Raw genomic sequence first — 21,936 nt, 5'->3', positions numbered from 1 at the left:
CTCTTAACTTTCAACAGGCGTTTTGTTATCCATCCAAATCCTGTAAAGCTTGTGCGGTCGCCAGAGGTTGTGTGGCGGGTAGTACAATGGTAAATCGCGTGCCCAAGCTTTCATTGCTGTCTATCCTGATCTCGCCATGGTGTTTGGCGATGATGGTGGCCGAAATGGCCAGCCCCAAACCCGTGCCTTTACCCGCTTCCTTCGTTGTGAAGAACGGATCGAAGATCTTGTGCCGCAGCTCCCGCGGAATACCCGGCCCCGTGTCGGCAATCTCCACAAAGATTTTCTGACGCCCGGCCGCCCGTTGCGTGCGGGTGATGACCGTGAGCGTACCTTTGCCATGCATGGCCTGGATGGCGTTCAAAATGATGTTCATGAACACTTGGTTGATCTCGCCGATGTTGCACGTTACCTTCGGAAGCTCCGGGTCGTAGTCCTTTACGACCACGAAACGATCCTTCATCTCGCCTTGCGTCATCAGCAGCGTGGCATCCAGTTGCTCGTTGAGGTTCACATGGCTGAAGCCTTTCTGACCTTCATGCGAGAACGTGCGCAGGCTTTTGATGATCTCGGTCGTGCGAGCCACGCCGGTCTTGATCGATTTCGTCAGTGCCTCGCAGTCCGCAAGCGTCTCGGCGAGTTGTCTTTCGTCATGGATTCCCTTCAACACGGCATATTTTTCGGAAGGCAAAGGGGTGATGACCGTTTCATACCCTTTCAACACGGCAACGAGGATCTCGATTTGTTGCGTCAAGCCCTCCACGCCGTTGGAGATGAAATTCACCGGGTTGTTGATCTCGTGGGCCACGCCAGCCGTGAGTTGACCCAATGATGCCATTTTTTCGGCGTGGATCAGCATGGCTTGTGTGTGTTGCAGTTCGTGCACCGACTCCTGCAGCCGGTCGCGCTGGAGTTCGATCTGCTGGGTTTGTGACCGGATCTCCTCGTTTTGCGCGGCGATCTCCAGATTTTTGTCCAGCAATATCCGGCTGTTTCTCCGATTGATCCGGTTGACGCGGACCAGCACAACGGCCAGTGCAAAAGCCACGACCAGCACGGCGCTGACCAGCCACAAAGTAATGCCACGGGTGCGAAGTTCCGCAGCCTGCAGACGTTCGCGATCCTTCAGCAAAGCGATCTTGCGGTCTTTTTCGGCGGCCTGGTATTGGATGATAATATCCGTGATCTCGTTGGACGTCGCCATCGAATAGATGGAGTCTTTCAGGGTGGAGTAGGTCTCCAGGTAGGCGAGTGCCGCTTCGCTGCGGTGCCGCCCTTCTTCAACCTGGCGCAGTCCGTCAAGCGCCGCGAGTTGAGCATCGGCATAGTGCGAATCGCCGGCAACGGTCAGGGCGTTCGAAAATGCCTGGTGTGCTGGCCCGTAGTCTATCCGTTGCAGGCGCCATTCGCCCAGTGTATTGAAATAGTTTGCCTGGTCTTCGCTGGATTCGATCCTGGCGAGGTTCTCAGTTAGGGTGGCCAGTGGAAGGGAGGCACTATCGGGCATTTGGCATTGCAGGTAAAGATTTGCCATATGGTTGAGGGATCGAACCGGAAATTCGAGCCCTACTTTTTCAACGTTGAGTGCTTTACGTACGTATTGGAACGCTTCCGGCCGGTTGTTCAGCAGAAAAGAACTCTGGCTTAATAAGATGTAGGTCGACGTCACGGCGTCAAAGGTCTCACCCGCAATGGGATCATGAACGTGTGTCAAGGCTTGTTTGAAATTGGAAATGGCTTTTTGAAAGTCACCCAGCTTCATGTACGTTCTTCCCAGGTCCTTCCGTGCATACAATAACTTGAGATGGCGTTGAATCCCTTCGTAGATTTCGATAGCTTTTAGCTGAAGACCCAGGCTCTGGGCAAACTTTCCTTGCCGGAAATACAGATCTGCCAGACTTCCGGTCGCCTCCGCTACGCCCATTTTATAGCCGCGTCGTTCGGCCTGGGCGGCGAGGTCTTTATAAAGTTTTATGGCCTTTTCAGGTTCGCCGCTGATGCCATAAATTTCGGCGAGAACATAAAGCGTGGCCAGATAGTGATGCCGCTCGCGCGCTATCCGCAAATGTTCCAGGGCACGCCCCAGGTAATCGATGGCCGAACGGTAATGATTGACGCTGGATTCGCAGTCGCCCAGTGTTTTAAGAGACAATCCCAAAGCCCTGTGTCCCGCACGGTGTTGTTCGGCATAGGCCAGGTTCTCCTCCAGGTTCTTGCGGGCTTTGGCAAACGCATTGATGTGGATGTCGTAGTTATACGACAGGATGTTCCACTCAATAATGTAATGGTCCCGTTCCCGTTCATCCGTCAACTGTCGGGCAAACCGGTAGCCGGCCTGTTGCGCGGCATAGGCTTTTGAGATCTGGTTTTGTCGCAACGATGCAATAAAGAATCCACCCAGACTTTGGTAAACGGCTTCGCTCAGATGCAAGACGAGCGCTTCCGAATATTCCCGTTCGTATTGTTCCTGTGCTTCCGGCAAATGCCCACGCCAATAGACGGCGTGGCTTTTATAGATCCGCGAATACAATCTGCCCTCCGCATACCCAAGCCGTTGCGAGAGACTGTCGGCCTTGTTGGCATACCGGTCAAGCTTGTCCAGGTCGGAGTAAACATTTTCTTTGGCAATGATATTGTAAGCATCGGCCAACGCTTTGCCGTGAAGATTCGGCAGCCGTGCCTCCAGGCTGTCTTCCACGGAAACAAATTGTGCGTAGCTGGGAGCAGAGAGCATTAGGAGAAGGATCAGGTAAACACACCGTTGTATAGGCCGGTGATGTGAGGGGGCGCGGGCAGTCACCTTATATGGATTAGCGCGTTTCATTCCACGTCCGGCGCGAGCCGCGTCACGGTTGCTGGCTGTGTTATGGGAAGCACAATGATGAAGCGGGCACCCTGTCCTTTTTCACTTTCGACTGTGATCTGTCCATGGTGCTTTTCGACGATGGTGGCGGAAATGGCCAGTCCCAGTCCCGTGCCTTTGCCCACTTCCTTGGTGGTGAAGAACGGGTCGAAGATCAGGTGTTTCAATTCGCTGGGAATGCCCGGACCAGTGTCGGCGATCTCTACCCGAACGTTTCGCTCAGTAGTGAGCTGTTTTGTGGTGACGGTGATCGTTCCCTTTTCACGGATGGCCTGGATGGCGTTCATGATCATATTCATGAACACCTGGTTGATCTCGCCGATGTTGCACTCCACCAAAGGCAATTGGGGATCATAGTCACGCACCACGTCAATGCGGCCTTTAACTTCACTTTGGGTCATGATGAGCGTGGCCTCCAGTTGTTCGTTCAGGTTCATCTTGCTAAAGGCCTTTTGTCCTTCGTGTGAAAAGGTCCGCAGGCTTTTCACGATGTGCGTGGTGCGATCCACACCCGTCTTGATCAGTTTGGTCAGGTCCTGAATATCACCCAGCGTGTCGTCGAATCCCAGTTTTTTTTTCAGGGCGGCGATCAGCGCTCTTTTTTCCGGCGGCAGTTGTGGGGCGGCGGCTTCGTATTGCTGCAAGACGGAGATAAGGATTTCGGTTTGCTGGATCAGTCCTTCCACACCATTTGAAATAAAATTTACCGGGTTGTTGATCTCGTGTGCCACGCCGGCGGTGAGTTGCCCCAGCGACGCCATTTTTTCCGAGTGGATCAACATGGTCTGTGTGTATTTCAGATCATGCAACGATTGCTTCAGGCGGTTGTGCTGCAATTCGATCTCTTCATTTTGCGATGTGATCTCCTCGTTCTGCACGGCGATCTCCTGGTTCTTGTCGTGGAGCACCTGGTTGTTTTTCCGGTTGATCTTGTTGGCACGGACGAGCACCAACGCCAGCAAAAAAACGAACAACAGCACCACGCTCACCATGATCAGCGTGATGCTTCGTGTGCGCAGGTCTGCCTTTTGAAGTAATTCGTTGTTCACCAGGATGGCGTGTTCCTTGTCCTTCTCCGCGGTTTGATGTTGGATGATGACGTCGGTGATCTCGTTGGAGGTAGCCATGGAATATATGGAGTCCTTCATCGCGTGATACGTCTTCAGGTAGCTCAAGGCCACGTCGGAGTGTCGCATGGCTTTGTGTTCTTCGTAAAGTCCTTTGAGGGCCGTCATCTCGTTGTCGGCATAGTGCGTCGCCTGGCTCAGGGCCAGCGCTTTTTCAAAAGCGTTCAGGCTTTGTGTATGATGCTGGCGTTGTCGTTGCAGTTCGCCCAGGGAGTTGTAATAGATCGCCTGTTCTTGCACAGACTCGAACTTGTCGAGGTGACGCGACAGGGTGTCCAGGATCACGGCCGCGCTGTCGGGCATTTGAGACCACAGGTAGACGCGCGCCATGTTGTTGAGTGAAGGTGCGGAGAGGGTGATGGTTTTATTTTCAAGGGGAAGGGCCAGGGCCATGCGCGCGTAACGCCCCGCTTCTGTCGGGTCGTTCAACTGCAGTGATGTTTGGCTTAGCAGAATATAAAGCTCCGACAACACTGCATAAGCCTCCGTCGGGTTGTTGTTTTTCGATACGTCGATGGCCTGGCGGAAATAGAAAATGGCCTGCGGATAATTGCCCAGTTTCATGTACGTTTTGCCGAGCGCTTCCCAGGTGCTCATCAGCATTGTGACGCGGTTAAGCTCCTGGAACAATTGGATGGCTTTCATCTGCAGCGTGATGGCCTTGGCAAATTTTCCCTGGTTCACATAGAGGTCCGCCAAGTCGATGTAGGCATTGGCCATCCCGATCTTATAGCCCCGTTTTTCCGTGTCGGCGATCAGCCCTTCATAGATCTGGATGGCTTTTTCCATCTGACCATCCAAGACATAGACGCTGGCCAGATAAAATTGACACGCCATATAAAAATGACGGCTGCGAGCGATCTTGAATTGCTCCATGGCGCGCTCCAGGTGATCGATGGCCGGTATCGTGTGGCGTTTCAGATCATTCAATCTACCCAGGCTGAGCAAACAAGTGCCTAACGAAAATGCGCCGGCATGATAACGCCGGGCATAGGCGAGGTTGTCGTTCATCAGTTGCCGGGCCCTGGAAAATTCGTGGAGGTTCGAGTAATACGTCGCCCGGTCGTCATTCCACTGAATGGTATAAAAAATCTTTTCGATCGGATCGGAAATTCTTCCTGCGTGCTGCAATCCCCATTGAATATAATTATCCGGTTCTTTCACCTTACCCATCCGAAGGGAAGTGATGAAGAGACCGTTCAGACTCATATGAATGCCTTTGGTGAATTGCAGCGCCAGCGCCTTGGGATACGCTTCCTGAAATACGGCGTTGGCGTCGGCCAGGCGCCCACGCCAGTAAAGGCCAAAACCTTTGATGACCTGTGCCAGCAACGATCCTTCGGGATAGTGGATGTCATTTGAAAGACTGTCGGCCCAATCCGCATAGCGATCGAGCTTGTCCAGATCGGAGTGGATGTTTTCCTCGGCGATGGCATTGACCGCGTCGGCCAACCGCCTCCCGCGCAGACGCGGTAGCAAAGTCTCCAGGCTGTCTTCCACAGAAGCAAATTGTGCCCGGCAGTCGGACAGCGCGAGGACAAAAGCCAGGACCAAAAAAATGCACTTGCCCATAAAGGGGGATATCAGCATGGATCGCATATAAGATAAGTAAAAAAAGCGCGAAGGCCCAACCGCGTCTGCACCAAGCGACACTCATTCCAAAATGCGAAGGCAAAAAAAATACCTCACATTTTTGTATGTGAGGTATCCACTCGGCGCGATTCGAGTATTTATTTTTTCTTATTCCTCCGTTCCTCTTCCGCTTTGCGGCGAGCTTCTTCGCTGGACTTCATCGCTTCTTCCAGTTTGCTCATGAACTTGGATTTCTTGCCGCCACCCGATGCATTTTTCTTTTTATTTTCTTCCATGATCGCCCGGATCTTGTCCTCGTCCACAAACCGTTTGATGATGGCTTGTTGTGCGAACGTCACCAGGTTGGAAATGAAATAGTAGAAAGTGAGGCCCGCAGAGAACGAGTTCAAAACGAACAGGAACACCAGCGGCATGATGTAGGACATGGATTTCATCGGTCCCTGAACCGATGAAATCTGGTTGTTTTGCCAGGTGTAGATCAGCGTCGAGGCCGTCATCAACAGGGTGAAGAGACTCAGGTGATTGCCTAAGAAGGGCACTACGAACGGAAGACGGATCAACGAATCGTAGGTCGAAAGATCTTCCGCCCACAACAAAGGCTGTTGGCGCAACTCGATGCTGGCGGGGAACAAATAGAACATGGCGAAGATCAATGGCATCTGCAGCAACACCGGGATACAACCGCTGATGGGATTGACGCCCACTTGGGAATACAACTTCATCTGTTCCTGTTGCACCTTGGTCATGTCGTCGCCGACGCGCTCCTTGATCTCGTCGAGTTCCGGCTTCAGCACTTTCATCTTGGCCATGCTGAGGTAGGACTTATATGAAAGCGGGAACAATACCAGCTTGAGCAACAACACGAGAATGATGATGATCAGACCATAGTTGGAAATGATGCCCGTGAGGAAATGGAACACCGGGAAAATGACAAACTTGTTGATCCAGTACACGGGAGGCCAGCCCAGGTACACGTTCTTGCGGAAACCTTCCGTTACTTTGCCGATCTTCTTGTAGTCGTTGGGGCCGAAGTAGAATTTGAAATCGGCTTTGCCGGCGGCAAGCTGACTCTTCGCAATTTGAAGGTCGATGTTGGCATGCTTCACCACGGAGCTGTCGGCATTGTCGATGGAGGTCTCTACATTACCGCCTGCGAAAGCTGTCTTCGCGATGATCGCCGAGAGGAAGAACTTCTCTTTCACGGTCACCCATTTCAACGGCTGGGCGACGGCTGCCGACTCTTTGTCTTTCGAACGCTGATTCAGCTCTTTGAAGCCGTCGGCGTCGGTATAGTAGGAGATGGTGGTATTGATGCGGGTATCGGCCAGATCTTTTTCAATGGGCCGCACAATGTTGGTCCAGTGGAGTGCCAGGTTTTCGCCAGCGAGTTGCTCGTTCAGTCCTTCGGTGCGCAGCTTGTAGCCGATCTCATAGCCTTGTGCCGGGATGCTGTAGATCTGCTCGATCTTTGCACCATTGGCCAGCGCGACGGTATAAACTACTTCGGTGCTGTCGGCGTTCTTGCGTTGGCTCAGCGTGTAGTATAAACCATAGAGGTCAAGGTCTTTGCCTTGATAAATGGTTTTCAGTTTGAAGGTTGAAGCATCGGGTGTCATCAACTTCAATGCCTTTTGGCTGTAGGTCTTGAACTTCTTCAGCTCCACTTCGCGGATGAGACCGCCCTTGTTGCTGAAGGTCACTTTCAGGTCTTCGTTTTCAAATAGGGTAGAGGTCTCTTCGCCTTTCATAGCGGTGGAGAGGTCGCCATACTTGGCGGCCAGCACGCTGTCGGGAACGGCTTCAAGTCGTCTTACCGTATCCGCTTTTGCTTCGGTTTGGACGGTTGGCTCCACGTTCTGAGCCACAGGCTTGGGCGCGGGCGAGAACCAATAAAAGTAAACCAGCAATAACGCTGCGATCAAAGTAATGCCAATGGCGGAATTTCTATCCATTTCTACGTTCGTGTTTCAATTTTCAAGATGACAGACCTTAGCGCCCTCTCTTGGCGTCTTGTGTCTTCGCGATATTCAGGATCTCGCAAAGGCGCAAGGGAAGAGACGAGAAGGGTCAGGCTTTTATTTTCTTATGCTCAAGCGCAGCTTCTACAAATTTTACAAACAGGGGGTGCGGGTTCAGGACCGTGCTTTTCAGCTCGGGGTGGTATTGAACGCCCACATACCACGGATGGTCTTTTAATTCAACCACTTCCACCAGGTTCGATTCGGGGTTCACACCCACGGCCTTGAGGCCGGCATGCTCCATTTGATCGAGGTACTTGTTATTGAACTCATACCGGTGACGGTGGCGTTCGTGGATCAGACTCTCGCCGTAGGCGGCATAGGCTTTTGTGCCCTTTTTGAGTTTGCAGTCATAAGACCCCAGGCGCATGGTGCCGCCTTTGATGGTGATCTTTTTCTGTTCCTCCATCATGTCGATCACGGGATTCTTCGTCTTGGGATTCAGCTCCGTGGAACTGGCTTCCAGACCCAGCACATTGCGGGCAAATTCCACCACGGCGCATTGCATGCCCAGGCAGATGCCAAAGAACGGCACCTTATTCTCCCGCACATAGCGGATGGTCTCAATTTTTCCTTCGAGGCCGCGTTCGCCAAATCCGGGCGCTACCAATACGCCATCCAGGTTTTTCAAGATGTGTTCCACGGAATCTTTCGTCACCTCTTCGGACGAGATCCATTTTACGTTCACTTTGCAATCGTTCTCCGCCCCGGCGTGTACGAACGCCTCGGCAATGGACTTATAGGAATCGGGCAGGGACACGTATTTACCAACGAGTCCGACCGTCACTTCGTTGACGGGGTTTTTGAGCTTGCCCAGGAAGTTCTTCCACTGCTCCAGATCCGGTTCTTCTTTGGAGGCCACCTTCAGTTTGGCGAGCACGCGCTCGTCCAGTTTCTCTTTGCGCATCAGGATCGGCACATCATAAATGGTGTCGGCATCCATGGCTTCGATAACGGAATTGAGGTGTACGTTACAGAAAAGGGCCATTTTCTTGCGAATATCCATCGGCAAGGGCATTTCCGTACGGCAGACAAGTATATCGGGTTGGATCCCCGCTTCAAGCAGTTCCTTCACGGAGTGCTGTGTGGGCTTGGTTTTCAGTTCTTTAGCAGCCTTCAGGTAGGGGATAAGCGTCAGGTGGATCACCATGGAGCTGTTGGGCCCCAGTTCCCATTTCACCTGGCGTACCGCTTCAATAAAAGGAAGGGATTCGATGTCGCCCACGCAACCGCCGATCTCGGTGATGATGAAATCGTATTCGCCGCTCTCGCCCAACAGGAAGATGTTGCGCTTGATCTCGTCGGTAATGTGGGGGATCACCTGGACGGTTTTGCCGAGGTATTCGCCTTTCCGCTCCTTGGTAATGACATTGTTATAGATCCGGCCCGTGGTCACGTTGTTGGCCTGGGAGGTGCGAACGTTGAGGAAGCGTTCGTAGTGGCCCAGGTCAAGGTCGGTTTCGGCCCCATCGTCGGTCACGTAACATTCCCCGTGTTCGTAGGGGTTGAGGGTGCCGGGGTCGATGTTGAGGTAGGGGTCGAATTTCTGGATGGTGACTTTAAAACCGCGCGCCTGGAGCAATTGGGCCAGGGAGGCGGCGATAATGCCCTTTCCGAGGGAGGATGTAACGCCTCCGGTAACAAAGATATACTTGGCAGTGGTTGACATAGATCTGAAAAAGGCGTAAAAAATCGGGGGCAAAGGTAGGGGTATCGGTTCAAACTACAAGGGATTATTCTGAAGGTTTTCCCGAATCCCGCGGGGAATTCAACGGCTGTATCGGGAGCTTGCCGGATTGCCGATGGCCCCGGTCGGCCGTTTGCCAAAACTTACTACCTTTGCTTTTTGTCTGCGTCGTTGACGTTGGGTGGAGTATGTGAGCGGGCTTCGCGTGGACACTTCGCAGGGTTGAAGGGATGAGCGCAATTTTTTTCCGTGCTATAGAGACCGGCAACGACCGGCCTGCAAGTCAAGGCCGGCATCAGCAGAAGTAATTTGGAAAAGGACACTTTTTAACCTGGTTGGGTTACTTTGATTTTTTAATAGGGATACAGGGTTGTCTATAGTTTAGGAAAAGGTAAGTCTTTGGCTTAATCGGCAACACCTGTTAATTCGCAGTTTTTAAACGCATTTGCGTATGCCTAAACTTCTACGTCGACCATTTTTTTGGCTTGTTTTTATTGTCTCCGCACTCAATCTGGTTTCTTTTGAGGCGTTTTCGCAAGGCTGTAACGGTGCGGACGGAACGGGTATCTTCACAGGCTCTATTGCCAACCGCGACAACGGGACCATCTGCGCCAACAGCCCCATCACACCCGGCGTAATCGAAATCGACATCAATAATATTGACGAGGCAGGAACCATTCAGTTTGACATTAACTGGGACGATGGTTCGGCACCTGTGCGTGTAAACGCCGCCAAGATCGGGCCCAATCGTTTCTTTGCTTCTGCTACACACTTTTTTCCGCCAAATGGCGGACAGGTTAAATGCGAATACCGTCCCGATGTTCGTCTCGTATTCAACGGCGGAGTCTGCGCAGCCAACCTGGGAACACCGCCCCGCTTTGTTCGCTGGAACACGGACGATGAGAACACGGGGAGACTTTCGCTACTGGAAACGCTCACTAACGTAAACGAATACCTGGTCTGTGCCGGCGTTGAAACCAACGTTACCTTTACCGACCGGTCGATCCTCAACTGCGTACCACCCGACCTCGTGCTGGGTCCTAACGACAAACAGCGCTGGAGACAATTCATTTATGGCACCGGCGCTTCTAACATCACGGGGGCAGTTAAAATTGGTGGTACACCCCGCGCATTTCCTTTTAACGGTGCGGTGGACGCTTCCCCCGCCACCGTAACAAACTCGGGATTCCCCACATCGACCACGCAGATCATCACGGTGCCTGCAACGGCACAGGTGGGCGAAATCTTCGAGATCACGATGAATTATTGGAATACCTGTAATCCTTATAATGTCAGGCCACCGGTTATAGAAACCGCACGGATCCGGATTGTTGACCAACCGCCTCCGCCGGGCGGAACCGACCAGACGGTTTGTAACGGAACGACACCGAGCAATTTTAACGTGACTGGCGTCCCCGGTGGAAACATCGTCACCTGGTATAGAAATGTGCCGGGAACTCCGGATGCACCGGGTACACCGATTTCATCCGGTACTTCTACCTCTCTCCCGGTGTCGGCCGTGCCAGGATATACCAATAACACAACCGCCGGTAATTATATTGTCTGGGCAACCTACCGACCCAACGTAGCGAATGCATTGAACTGTGAAAGCCCGGCTGTAAAACTGACAAAAACCATTCGTGAGGCGATCACCGTTCCGAATCCGACAACGGCACCACCCGCGCAGATTTGTAACGGTAATTCATTCAACGTGGTCATGCCTGCCCCGGCGACAACTACCTTTGGTGGCACTACAGAGTATGTCTTTACTGGCGACACCGGGGTGACCCCCAGTGGAACCACGGCTACCTCAACAACCTTTAACGTCGCCGTCGCGTTTGCACCGGGCCAACTCTTTGTCGACCGCAACGTGAGGGTTAGCCGCCGTTATACCTCCAACCCTAACTGTACGACCGATCGGGACTTCACAGTCCGTGTCTTTAATCAAACCGTGCCCGGCACCCTGAGTGGTGTACCCAATGCTTGCGAGGGAACCTCGGTAGGCCCCTTGACCTTATCGGGTTATGTGGGTACGATTGATCACTGGGAAGTCGAGATCAATGGAGGTGGATTCAACACATACACCGGCCCCGCATCAGGTAGCTCGATTACGCCCGGCGTCTTAACGGCCGGAACCTATGCCTACAGAGCAGTGGTTGACAACGGTCCTTGTGCCACGGTGAACAGCAACATACAAACCGTAGTTATCACCCCGAACCCGACGCCTCCGACGGCGGGAGCAGACCAGGCATTTTGCGGATCGCTCACCTCTTCGCCGCTGACGGCCACGCTGACAGCGGGAACCGGTACCTGGAGTTACAAATCCAGCATACCGGCAGGAAGACCTGCCCCTGGATATACAACAAACGCCAACGATCCCAATACGGCCCTTACCATCGGAAGTCCTACGCTTGCCGGAGAGTACACGATGGTATGGACGGTCGTTACCGGGTCTTGTACATTCACCGATGAAGTTGTCATTGATTTTGGTGCAAACCCGACTCCGATTGCCGCCATGCCACCAATTAATGCGTGCGGGGAAACAGCAACCTTGGCAGCGCCCGTACCGACGATCGGTACAGGCGTCTGGACTGTCACGAGCGGTTCCGCCGCGGCCCTCACGATCGTGGATCCCACGTCACCTACCACGGATGTGAACCTCAATGGACCGGCCTTTGCTTATGGTGCCTATGTATTGGAATGGAGAGTCACCAGCGGTAACTGCCCCCCGGCTTTTAACACGGTGACGGTAACGTTCTACCAAAAGCCTCAAGTCGCGGCGCCCGATGTCAATAATGTATGTCTTTTGCCCGGCGCAGCCGTCATCACACCCATCGCCATTAGCGGAACGTATGGTGGTGGGGCCGTGGGAGGAACTTTTTCAGTGGTAACGGGTAATGGTGCGATCGGTAGTGTTACTTCTGGTGGGGGCAATTTATCGTCCGTCTATAACGCCACGGATGCCGATTATCTGGCCGGCACCCCGATAAAGATCAAGGCCACTGCCATTCCACAAATCGGAAGCACCTGTGTCGCGGCCGATCAGGAATTTACGATCAACGTAGACCGGAAGCCGTTGGCCGATGCAGGACCGTCGCCGCTCAATGTTTGTGAGACCAGCGTTCAGATGAATGCTCAGAATCCGCCACCCTTTGGGGCAACGGGTAAATGGACCGTTGTTTCAGGAACTGCGACGATCTCGGACGACACCGATCCCAACGCCACCATTGGCGGGCTTCCGGCTCCCGGCAACTCTGTGACCGTACGCTGGACCTTGACCAGCGCCGGCGGCAATTTGTGTACGGACGCTGACGACGTGGTGATCAACCGGATCACCGCACCCAACGCATCAAACCTGAACCCGGTTCTTTGCGAAGTCGCACCCGCAGGAGCGCCGATAACCACAACGGTTTTGTTGACGGATTACGAAAGTACCATAACTTCGATTCCCGCAGCGAACCGCACCATTCAGTGGTATCAGGACGGTCCTCCTCCTTTAGGGACATTGGTGGCTGATCCGACCATTCCTTTCAATAATGTGCCCGATGGCAAAGTTTACATCGCCCGCATTCGCGAAACGGCTACTGGTTGTACCAGCGATGGAAGTGTTATCATCAACATCCGCGCACTTCCCAGCGCACAAGACGCCACCGTGGCGCTTTGTGAAGATACTCCGGGCTCCAATACGACCTCCAACGTTGATTTGATAGGAGACACACGCTATAGAAACGCAGTGACCACTCCAGGCAATGCCATCACCTGGTTCAATACACTTGCCGACGCCCAGAATAACGTTAACCCGATCACGGCTCCCATTGCTTCCGTCGTAGGAAGCTTGGACGTATTTGCGCGCGTCACGTATATGACCTTGCCCAGTTGCCCTACCGTTGTGAAGCTTACTTTGCAAGTCAACTTACTTCCCAACGACCAGGCCATCATTGGTGACCCCACGGTGTGTATGGGTGCCTCAGGACAACCCGTCAATACTTTGCCGGTTCAAACCTACCAGGTAACGAGTGTGCCTGGCGCTAAATACTATTGGACCGTCCCTACGGGCCCCGGTCAATTCATTGTTTTTGCCGGCGGCACGGTCAACGATTTTTATGTGCTGCTCCAGTTCCCTTACACGGCGGCACCTGCTGCTGCCGATATAAAAGTAAGGATTGAATTGAACGGCTGTAGTACATCGGATGTGCCCCTCACCATCCTGAGGTCTCCTCAGCCTGTGGCGCCAATCATCACGGGAGATCCTGTGGTTTGTGAAAATGACAATTCCATACCCTATCATGTTTCGCTGCCCAACCCGGCATCCAACTATAACTGGGAGATCCGCAGGCAATCCGACAACTCGATCGGAGGGGCCTTTGTGAGCAGCGGTCAGACCTTCCCCGACATCTTTGTGGAGTTTTCAAACGAGGATGTTGTTCTCGCCGTGACGGAGGTGAACAACGTGTGCGTGAGCCCCGAAGGCACGTATAACGTTCAAGTCAACAAAAGGCCCATTATGGCCGACAACGATCAGGCCGTATGTAGCGACACGCCGACGAATATAGTCTTTGCAAAATCAACAGGACCGGGCCCGGTAAGCCCTGTCGATATCGATAAATACACCATCAGCGATGCTATTTATTCTGCTGGCCTCGGATATGTATCGCCAACGGCACCGGAGACTTTCCCGCAGACCAATCTCCCGGCCAATTTTATCGAAAACCACGTATTCGAGAATTTGTCGGCTTCGCCGTTGCCCGTTAGTTATACGGTGACGCCCATCAGTGAAATAACCACAGTTTTTCCTCTGCCCATCGGATCCGTTACCAAAGAATGCCCGGGTACGCCCCAAATCATCACGGTGACTGTTCGTCCACAGCCTCAGCTGAGCCCGGGTCTCGACAAGATGATCTGTAGTGACGAACCCACCGGCATTACGTTGATATCGCGAGCCAACACGTTCCCTGCAGACCGATTTATTATCAATAACATTATCGTGCCTCCTGGCGTAGCTCCGACGTCTGCCATACCGGTAGCCGATGGGACCACGCTATATCTCGACGACATTATTCATGACAACACCTGGGTCAATACGACCGGAGTAAACCAGGACGTCAAATACGTGATCCTTCCGTACAGCTCGTCGCTGGGATGTGCCGGAAGCCCGGCAACGACGGTCACGGTTACGATCTACCCCCGTTCGGATGTCGACCCCGTGGTGGTGCCGGATCTGTGTAATGGCGATCCTTTGAATGTGGCGTTCACCTCGCCCAACAATTCCGACGCAAACTTTTTATGGCTCGTGAAGAGCTACGATCCCAACATCAACATCGGCAGTCCTGCCGCAGGCCTGGGCAATATCTCGAACATGATTCTGACGAACACATCCTCAACCCTGGATGGTGTTGTGACGTTTGAAGTGCGTGCGAAAAATCCTTCTACAGAAGAAGGCATCAACGGATGTGACAATCCTGTTCAGATCTTTACCGTAACCGTATTGAAATCGCCCGTAGCCAATAGCCAGACGTTGACGGTTTGTTCCGACGCGCCGGGCGGCACAACGTATACGGCGGATTTGACGGCACTGGAAATCAGTGTTACGCCCGATGCTGGAACACCGACTACTACCATCACCTGGTATACGTCCGATCCACGTTTGGGCCCGGCCACGGCAATACCCCCGGCCAACCTGCCGGCTTATGTCGTAACCAATGGCGTTGCTCTTTTTGTGGAAGTTGTTTACACGCCTACGATGTGTAAGAAGGTGGTGTCGGTTACCCACACCGTGAACCCGAATCTCTCGATCAATAAAACCATTACCGATCTCAAATGTAATGGCGACAATACGGGTGAGATTCGCGTCGACGTCTTAACAGGTACTCCGGTTTATTCCTATCGCATCGATGGAGGGCCGTTTATCAATGCCGGTACGAGCTTCTATACGTTCTCGGCGTTAGCTGCGGGTGCTCACTCGGTGGAGGTGCAGGATGCAAGGGGATGCACGTTGTCAGAATCCATTCAAGTCAATGAGCCCGTGACGCTCGGAGCCGTCTCGAGCGTATCCCAGGAGATCACTTGTTACCTCTACAAAGACGGCATTATCAAAACCATAGCCTCGGGAGGCACAGCACCGTATTCGTCGTATCTCTTGCTACAGACCAACACGACCGATCCCAATAACGATGGTATCTTCGAGAACCTGGGTGAAGGTTCCTATAGCGTAAGGGTGACTGATGCTAACAATTGCGTGGCCACCTCTAACCTCGTTCCCCTGGTACCGCCCGATCAGGTAGAGATCACCAGCATGCTGGCAGCCGTTGATGCAAATGGTTTTAATCTAAGCTGTCACGATGCCCTGGATGGCGAAATTGCCACAACATTCACCGGCGGTAACAATCCTCCGAACTATACTTTGACCTTGTCGAAAGCCAGCGATCCGGCAAACCCTATTATTGCCAATACGACTAATCAAAACTACACTTTTCCCAATCTTGGTTACGGGAACTATACGCTGATCGCCAAGGATGGAAAGGGCTGTCTGTCTCTTCCAGCCTCCGCCATTATCGGTAACCCTCCGGAGCTAAACGCGGGCTTTATCGGATCGGACCAGTCGATCTGCATCGGTGATGATCCGGTTCAGATCAATGAGATATTTCCTCCTTCCGGAGGGGTTGGTAACTACAAGATGAAGTGGCAGTTTACCACTGATCCAGCAACGGGTTGGCTTGACTTATTGCCACCTGTCACTACGGCAACCTATAACCCGCCGAGAATAACGGAGACCACTTATTATAGGAGATTAGTAGAGAGCGTTTCTCTGCGAACCGGTACTTCTTGTGTAGTTAGAGGCGACGGAAACATAGTAAAAGTGACGGTGAATCCTCTCCCGCATGTTACGCTCACCGGGCCGTCTGAAGTTTGTCAGGGTGATGGGTTCAACCTCGGCATTACTACGAACAATGTGGCCATCGAATATGATTATTCAGTCGGAGGTACCACGTTCGTTGGTCTGACTGGAACAGATCCAACCATTCCGATCGGCAATTTTCAGCACGACGAGACTTATACCTTACTGCGAGCGAAAGATATCCTCACCGGATGCCTTTCGCCAGATGTGCCCCAAACGAAGGTTATCACCATCATTAAGATCAATACTGATTTCGATGTACTCGCCCCTGATGCACAATGTTCGGGCGGAGAGTTTTCGTTTCAATGGGTCGCCGAACAAGGAGTCAAGTACACCTGGATATGGTCAGATGGCCAGCAGGATATTATCAACCCTGGTGATGTTCCCCTGGGACCTAACATTAGAAAACACATTTTTACATCTGGTTCGACAACGACCCCCACGGTCTATCCAGTAAGACTTCAAGCTGAAAATGCGCTTTGTCTTCCAAAGTTTACCAGTAAACCGATCACCGTATTCCCAACTATCGCGCTTAACATCGCACCCGGTGATCCGATCCTATGCAGTGGCGAGAGCATTCGTTTCAAAGATCAGTCGGAGGGAGTGGACATTGGCAAGTGGTACTATCACGAAATAGGTAAGACCGACCGCCTCGATGAGCGCACCGGCCCGCTACCCGATGTCAATTTTGTGATGACCAACAACACGACCACCAACCCTATCGTGTATGAATTCGTGTATGAAGCCTCCAACAGCGAAGGATGTAGCGACGTGTACAAGAAAGAAGTGAAAGTTTATCGCGGTGTCACGGCTGCCATTGGCAATGTTCCAGATCCTCCGTCGCCTTTTGTTGGTGGTATTTCAACCGTGCAGTTTATCAATAACTCGACCCCCGTCGATCCGACACAGTTTGAATATACCTGGGACTTCGACGACATCAAAGCCACACCGCCCACAGCCAACGGAGCAGGGCCCTTTACCGTGGACTACTTTTCGCCGGGTGTCAAGAACGTGATCCTCAAAGCCGTCAATATCGACGCCCTCGCTATTGATAACAAACAGTGTATGAGTGTTGTCAGCAAGCCGATCAATATCGAATTGCCGCTGCTGAAGGCCGCCTTCAAGGCCACTCCACTTGCTGCTTGCTTCCCGGTGGACATCACGATCGAAAACCTGTCGCCTGGTGCGGATACATTCTATTGGGAATTGTATGATCAAAATGGCCTGGTGACGACGTCCAACTTGCGCGAGCCTGTGTTCCGCATCCTGAAGCCCGGTAAGTATGATATTTACCTTACGGCTAGTTTCCTGGCAACAGGGCAGACCGATTTTGCGAATCAGAAGGGTATAGAAGTATTCGATGTACCGTCAGCACTCTTCCAACTGCGGCCGAATCCGCTCTATGTGCCCGACACGGAAATGCAGACCTTCAACCAGTCGCTGCGCGCAAGCCAATACGAGTGGGATTTTAACGACGGCGACAAGTCAACCGACTTCCAACCCCGGCACTTGTACAAACTGGAAGGCAAATACATTGTGACGCTTACTGCCGGCTATGACAACGGTAACAAAGACGTGGATGGTGACGGCGTGCTGGATGGAAACATTGTTTGCTACGATACGGCGCAACAAGAAGTAGTGGCCCTCGATGGAGGTTTTATCAAACTGCCCAACGCGTTTACGCCAAGCCCTAACGGATCGTCTGGAGGCGTCGCCGGCAACGGAACGTTTAACGATGTGTTCCTGCCCATCACCCGCGGTGTACAGGAATTTGCCATGCAGATCTTTGACCGCTGGGGTAACCTCATTTTCGAAAGCAAGGACAAGAACATCGGCTGGGATGGCTATGACAAAAACGGAAGGCTCATGCCAGCGGGGGTATATGTCTATAAACTCGTCTTACGGCTCTCCGATGGTCAGCGGACCACCAAGCTCGGCGACGTGACATTGATACGGTAAACCTGTGATGCCCTGGGATGCAAAGCGATCCCAGGGTGTACATTTTTTGATTTTGAAATTTTTGTAACGAGGAATTTGACTAACCGGGAATGAAAAGATTTTTACTCATCGCTTTTGTCTTTGCAGGGCTCACGGCAGCGGCACAGGATCCGCAATTTTCGCAATACTATCAGGCACCGTTGTATCTTAACCCGGGTTTTACGGGCATCACGCCCCAGCAACGCATTGTGCTGAACCACCGGATCCAGTGGCCCAGTTTGCCCCAGGCTTTCCAGACATCGGCTTTCTCGTACGATATTTTTGTGAACGAACTACGCAGCGGTTTTGGCCTCCTGGTCACCACCGATAAAATGGGCTCCGCCGGCTGGCGCACCACAACGGCCAGCCTGTTGTATTCCTATAAGATCAAGCTCACCGAGAAGATCGTGTTCTCACCCGGCCTCTCTTTCGGCTATGGCACCAACGGCCTCGATCGCTCCAAGCTCCGCCTCGGCGACGGTCTGGAATACGATGGTATTTCCCTGGACCCCGACGTCAACAAGTTGGGACGTCAAAGCTATTTTGATTTTGGCTCCGGCTTCCTGCTCTATTCAAAAAGTCTTTGGATCGGCGCCTCCTTCGCGCATATGAACCGGCCCAACTTGTCCGTGCTCAATGACGTTAGTCGCCTGGGTATGAAAACAGCCATTCACGGCGGTATTCGCCTCGACCTGAGCAATGGCCTAAGCAACAGGGGCCGTGCGTCTTACCTTACGCCCTCGTTCATCTACCGCATGCAGGGCAACACCTTCACGCAATTGGATCTCGGTCTGAATTATCACGTAGACCCGATTTCCGTTGGCGTTTGGTACCGTGGCAAGCCGTTCCAAAAGACGGTGATCAACAGCATCACACAAGATGCCCTCATCCTGTATCTTGGTTTGTATTTCAAGAACCTCACCATCGGCTATAGCTACGACTTCACCATCTCCGAAATGCAGACCGCGTCCGGCGGCGCACACGAGATCTCCATTGTGTATGAATTCAATTCGAAGCCTTCGAATAAGAGTGTGAAGAAGAAGTACAAGCTCATTCCCTGTCCGACGTTTAATAGCAAGGAAGGGTTCTGGAATTAAAGGAATCGGACGGCAGTAGTTCACCGTCAGATGTAGTTTGTCAATCAATACTTCGCCGGGCCACGTTGTTTACTCACTTGGGTGATGGGTGAGGAAGTTTTCTGTGGTGTATTAACACGCAGGGATTCAATGCATTGAGCTGGTCTAGTCCAGATGGGGTTCCTCAACAATCAAACTATTTCCCCAATTCCATCATCTCACCCCAAACGGTAGGATCATTCGATCCTCAATTTTCAATATGATCGGTTTGATTTTGTAACTTTCTCCAACTCCCAAAGTACCCTCTCCATGCTGCGCAACTACATAAAAACCGCTTTCAGAAGCCTGCTTAAAAACAAAGGCTTCTCCATCATCAACATCCTCGGCCTGGCTATCGGCATCGCCTCCTTTGTGCTGATTGCCCTCTATGTGAACCACGAGCTGAGCTATGACCGGTTCAACCAAAAGGCTGACCGCATTTTCCGGATCGTCGAAAACCTGCGTACCGAGAACGAGATGCTCTTCCAGTCCACCAGCTCGCCCCCGATGGGCCCTGCGTTGGCCAGCCAGATGCCGGAAGTGGACAAATTTGTCCGGATGCAGGACTGGAGCTTCCTGGTGCGCAAGGGCGACGTGTCTGTCTTTGAAGAAGGTTGCCTGCTGTCCGATTCATCGGTATTTGATATTTTCTCCTTTCCACTGCTGGAGGGCAACCCCAAAAAAGCGCTCACCGAACCTTACAGCATCGTGTTGACGACGTCCACGGCGAAGAAGTATTTCGGTGACGAGCCCCCTTTGGGCAAAACACTGAACATGAATGGTGAAGAATATAAAGTCACCGGCCTGGTGGCTGATGTCCCCGAAAATTCACACATCCGGTTCAATATGTTGGTCTCCTTCCGCACCTGGAGCGACCAGGTGAATCAGCCCATGAACAATATGTGGTTCTGGAATGGCTTCCATACGTACTTGTTGCTGAAAGAAGGCGAGGGGCAGGTGGAAAAGCTCAGGGCAAAAATGCCCGACTTCATCACCCGGAACATCGAGAAGGGCGGCATGTATTACGAGGACCTTCCCTTGCAGCCGCTGACGTCGATCTATTTGGAAACGCCGCGGTCGTGGGAAAATGGAAAACGTGGAAGTCAGAATAACATTTACACGTTGTCGATCATTGCGGGCTTTATCCTGTTGATCGCCTGTTTCAACTACATCAACCTCGCCACGGCGCGTGCCTCACGGCGGTTGAAAGAAGTGGGGCTGCGCAAAGTGCTTGGCGCGCAACGACGCGCGCTGGTCTACCAGTTCCTTGGCGAATCGATCATTGTGAGCATCCTGGCAACCTGCATGGGCTTCATGCTCGCCGCGCTGGTTTTGCCGGTGTTCAATACACTGGTAGAAACTCCGTTGGTTTTCAGCCTGTTCCCGGGTTCGTTGACCACATGGGGAGGGTTTGTGTTGATTGCGCTTGTGCTGGGGTTGCTATCCGGTGTGTATCCGGCGTTGGTGATCTCCGGCTTTCAGCCGCTGCAGATCTTCCGCGGCGCACCCCAATCTATATTCGGCCATAATGGGCTCCGCAAGATGCTCGTGTCCGTCCAGTTTGTAATTTCCATTGTGCTGCTCGCCGGCACGCTAATCGTCTTCGAGCAGCTCGACCTGCTGCGTAGCCGAGACCTGGGCTTTGTAAAAGAAGCGACATTGTTAATTCGCAACAACGGCGACCGTGCAATGGTAGACCGTTGGGAAACCGTGAAAGGAGAGTTGCTGAAAGTGCCCGGCGTGTTGTCGGCGGCGGCGTGCAGCACGGTGCCAGGGGAGCCATCCAATAATCTCTATGCCACCATCGAGATGGAAGACGGCAAGCTATCGCCCTCCAACATCAACACGAATTTTATTGACAGCGATTTTCTTCCCGCCTACGGCATTGAGATCATCGCCGGTCGCAATTTCATAAAAGGCTCCCGTGCGGACGATACGACCGCGTTCATCATCAACGAAACCGCCGTAAAAGATTTTGGCTGGAAACCCGAACAGGCCCTCGGAAAGAAGGTCGATCAAAACGGAAAACGAGGTACGATCATCGGCGTGGTGAAGGACTACCATTACCAGTCGCTGCATCACCAGGTGGCACCCTTGATCTTGCAAGAAAATAAATGGGCCTACTCCACGCTGTCGTTAAAGATCAGGTCAGACGACATGCAAACCATCATCAAGTCGATCGGCATCAAGTGGAAGGACCTCACCAACAATTTGCCCTACCGCTATTCCTTTCTCGACGAAGAATACGACCGCCTGTACAAGGCCGATGCCCAACTCGGAAAGGTCGCCGGCATCTTCGCTGGTCTGGCCATCGCCGTAGGCTGTCTTGGGCTGCTGGGCCTGACGTCGTTCTCCGTAGAGCGCAGGGTAAAAGAGATCGGCATCCGGAAAGTACTCGGCGCAACCCTGGGCAACATCGTCCTGATCATCTCCAAAGAATTTGTCGGATTGATCCTCTTATCGTTCGTCATCGCCATCCCGATAACCTGGTTCCTGATCACGCGATGGCTAGACAATTTTACAGACAAGGTTACGATCGGTCCCATCAATTTTATTGTGGCCGGATTATCCGTATTGACCATCGCCTGGATCACCATCAGCTACTTATCCTTCAAAGCTGCCAATTCAAACCCAACAAAAGCACTCCGAAACGAATAGCCC

7 protein-coding genes are annotated in these 21,936 nt (G+C 52.6%); 3 read left to right on the top strand and 4 right to left on the bottom strand.

Annotated elements, in window-relative coordinates:
• Positions 1-25: 25 nt before the first annotated feature.
• The 4 genes from D4L85_RS26245 to D4L85_RS26230 all read right to left on the bottom strand — a co-directional run bounded on the left by D4L85_RS26245 (position 26) and on the right by D4L85_RS26230 (position 9,270).
• Complete coding sequence (locus tag D4L85_RS26245) at positions 26-2,734, bottom strand: ATP-binding protein (protein ID WP_160144014.1); 2,709 nt, start codon at positions 2,732-2,734, stop codon at positions 26-28.
• An 86-nt stretch (positions 2,735-2,820) separates the two neighbouring features.
• Positions 2,821-5,562, bottom strand: a complete 2,742-nt coding sequence (locus D4L85_RS26240) for an ATP-binding protein (protein ID WP_160144013.1) — start codon at positions 5,560-5,562, stop codon at positions 2,821-2,823.
• A gap of 158 nt (positions 5,563-5,720) precedes the next feature.
• Positions 5,721-7,535 carry a membrane protein insertase YidC gene (yidC, locus tag D4L85_RS26235; protein ID WP_119757089.1) on the bottom strand — a complete coding sequence of 605 codons (1,815 nt, stop codon included), beginning with the start codon at positions 7,533-7,535 and terminating at the stop codon, positions 5,721-5,723.
• Positions 7,536-7,650: 115 nt separating this feature from the next.
• Positions 7,651-9,270 carry a CTP synthase gene (locus D4L85_RS26230; protein WP_119757088.1) on the bottom strand — a complete coding sequence of 540 codons (1,620 nt, stop codon included), beginning with the start codon at positions 9,268-9,270 and terminating at the stop codon, positions 7,651-7,653.
• Positions 9,271-9,739: 469 nt separating this feature from the next.
• On the opposite strand from D4L85_RS26230, the gene D4L85_RS26225 reads away from it, so the two are divergent.
• The 3 genes from D4L85_RS26225 to D4L85_RS26215 all read left to right on the top strand — a co-directional run bounded on the left by D4L85_RS26225 (position 9,740) and on the right by D4L85_RS26215 (position 21,933).
• Positions 9,740-18,142, top strand: a complete 8,403-nt coding sequence (locus D4L85_RS26225) for a PKD domain-containing protein (RefSeq protein WP_119757087.1) — start codon at positions 9,740-9,742, stop codon at positions 18,140-18,142.
• A gap of 89 nt (positions 18,143-18,231) precedes the next feature.
• Positions 18,232-19,257 (top strand): PorP/SprF family type IX secretion system membrane protein, encoded by a 1,026-nt coding sequence (locus D4L85_RS26220; protein ID WP_119757086.1) that lies wholly within the window; start codon positions 18,232-18,234, stop codon positions 19,255-19,257.
• Positions 19,258-19,545: 288 nt separating this feature from the next.
• Positions 19,546-21,933: an ABC transporter permease gene (locus D4L85_RS26215; protein ID WP_119757085.1), complete on the top strand. Its 2,388-nt coding sequence runs from the start codon at positions 19,546-19,548 to the stop codon at positions 21,931-21,933.
• The last annotated feature ends 3 nt before the right edge of the window (positions 21,934-21,936 follow it).

The sequence above is a fragment of the Chryseolinea soli genome (assembly GCF_003589925.1).
GTDB lineage: Bacteria > Bacteroidota > Bacteroidia > Cytophagales > Cyclobacteriaceae > Chryseolinea > Chryseolinea soli.
This window is presented reverse-complemented; position numbering and strand designations above follow the sequence as displayed.

Excerpts from the sequence above, each read along its gene's own strand:
- yidC (WP_119757089.1), bottom strand. The coding sequence starts at position 7,535 with ATGGATAGAAATTCCGCCATTGGCATTACTTTGATCGCAGCGTTATTG.
- D4L85_RS26245 (WP_160144014.1), bottom strand. The coding sequence starts at position 2,734 with ATGCTCTCTGCTCCCAGCTACGCACAATTTGTTTCCGTGGAAGACAGC.
- D4L85_RS26220 (WP_119757086.1), top strand. The coding sequence starts at position 18,232 with ATGAAAAGATTTTTACTCATCGCTTTTGTCTTTGCAGGGCTCACGGCA.
- D4L85_RS26225 (WP_119757087.1), top strand. The coding sequence starts at position 9,740 with ATGCCTAAACTTCTACGTCGACCATTTTTTTGGCTTGTTTTTATTGTC.
- D4L85_RS26240 (WP_160144013.1), bottom strand. The coding sequence starts at position 5,562 with ATGGGCAAGTGCATTTTTTTGGTCCTGGCTTTTGTCCTCGCGCTGTCC.
- D4L85_RS26215 (WP_119757085.1), top strand. The coding sequence starts at position 19,546 with ATGCTGCGCAACTACATAAAAACCGCTTTCAGAAGCCTGCTTAAAAAC.
- D4L85_RS26230 (WP_119757088.1), bottom strand. The coding sequence starts at position 9,270 with ATGTCAACCACTGCCAAGTATATCTTTGTTACCGGAGGCGTTACATCC.